Here is a 1,616-nt window from a genome sequence, read left to right as displayed (position 1 = left end):
TCTTTGGAAGTGCCTACAAGTCCGAGGCTTTTCAATATATTAATATCGTATCCAGCTGATTTTGCGGCAGAAGTCAGAGCTGAGCCCTTGTCAAGAGCGTATCCGAGATTAAACTTTCTTACGGCTTCTTCCGTAACGCCTCTTCCGTACAGATAACTTAGACCTATGTCGCGTCCTTCCTGAGTATCGAAAATATCCTTGCACATCTTGAGCATAGCCCATTCATTGGCTACAAGCATTGCCTCGCGTTCAGATTGTTCGGCACGTTCTTCATCCGTCAGTTCGCGTTCCTGAACTTCTATGCCATATTTGCGTGCAAGATGCAAGAGGGCATCATGATAAGACAATCCCTCCTTTTCCATTACGAAGTTGACGGGAGAGCCGCCTTTCTTGCAAGAAAAGCAGTAACAGAAATTTTTTCGTCTGTTTACAGAAAAGGATGGAGTCCGCTCGTTATGGAACGGGCATAATCCCATATAGTTGGCACCGCGGCGCGAGAGGTTGACATAGTCGCTGACAACCTCCACGATGTCAGCGGCATCCTTAATCTTCTGTGCGGTGATTGGATCTATCAATTATCTTGGCTGTTATTTTGTGGATTTCTTCGTTTGTAGATAGTCTTGTCGGAACAAGCGGCAATCGCAATTCGTTTTCTATCATGCCCATGGCATTTAGCGTGCATTTTACTCCAGCAGGATTTCCGTCTACAAAAAGCAGGTTGAAAAGTTCTGTGAATTCAAAATGGATAGGGAGTGCGTCCTTATAATTGCCTTCAAGACACAGTCTGACCATTTTGCCGAATTCAGCAGGAAATGCATTGCCGATAACAGAAATCACCCCTACGGCACCAAGTGTCATGAGCGGATATGTAATGGAATCATCACCTGAAACAACCTGAAAACTTTCCGGCTTGTTCTTGATTATTTCCTCAATCTGGCAGAAATTTCCGGATGCCTCTTTAATTCCTATGACATTCTTGACATTCCTTGCGATTCTCAGAGTCGTTGCTGCTGTCATATTCACCCCTGTGCGTCCCGGTACATTATAAAGAATGACAGGTAGGGGAGAGGCTTCGGCGATTGCTTTGTAATGCTGGAATATACCTTCTTGCGAAGGCTTGTTGTAAAAGGGCACGACAGAAAGAATCGCAGAGAAACCTTTAAGATCTTCCTCCTTTAGTTCTCTGACCAAAGACATTGTATTGTTGCCTCCGAGTCCGAGAACAAGAGGTACTCTCGAACGAACTTTTTCGATAACAAAACGACGTATCTCCTGTTTCTCTTCAGGAAACAGAGAGGGGGTCTCACCGGTTGTGCCAAGAACTACTATGTAATCGACTTTACTTTTTACAAGATGTTCAATAATATTCTCTAAAGCATTAAAATCTACAGACTTGTCTTGTCTGAAAGGAGTGATCATCGCCACTCCGAGTCCTTTTAGGTCAAATGCTGCCATATAAATCAAAATTGACTTTTGAAATGCAAATTTAATCAAATAGTTTCTCTTCTCCGAATTTTTATTGTGATTATCCAACTAAAGTTTATATTTTTGTGTTAAAATTTGTAGAACACATATGTGTGATGCAATCAAGTTTACCCATATAAAAAGTGTCATGG

2 protein-coding genes are annotated in these 1,616 nt (G+C 42.3%); both read right to left on the bottom strand.

Annotated features, from left to right (window positions below; genetic code table 11):
• Positions 1–575: CHC2 zinc finger domain-containing protein (locus JX312_RS13360; RefSeq protein ID WP_239653934.1), on the bottom strand; the 575-nt coding region annotated here is incomplete at its 3' end.
• Positions 544–1,455 (bottom strand): 4-hydroxy-tetrahydrodipicolinate synthase, encoded by a 912-nt coding sequence (gene dapA / locus JX312_RS13355; protein ID WP_128707294.1) that lies wholly within the window; start codon positions 1,453–1,455, stop codon positions 544–546. The genes JX312_RS13360 and dapA, both read right to left, overlap by 32 nt.
• Positions 1,456–1,616 lie beyond the last annotated feature (161 nt).

This window comes from Barnesiella sp. CU968 (assembly GCF_905219685.1).
GTDB classification, from domain to species: Bacteria; Bacteroidota; Bacteroidia; order Bacteroidales; family Muribaculaceae; genus Lepagella; species Lepagella muris_A.
The sequence above is the reverse complement of the archived record's forward strand: the minus strand, read 5'-3'. Positions and strand labels throughout refer to the sequence as shown.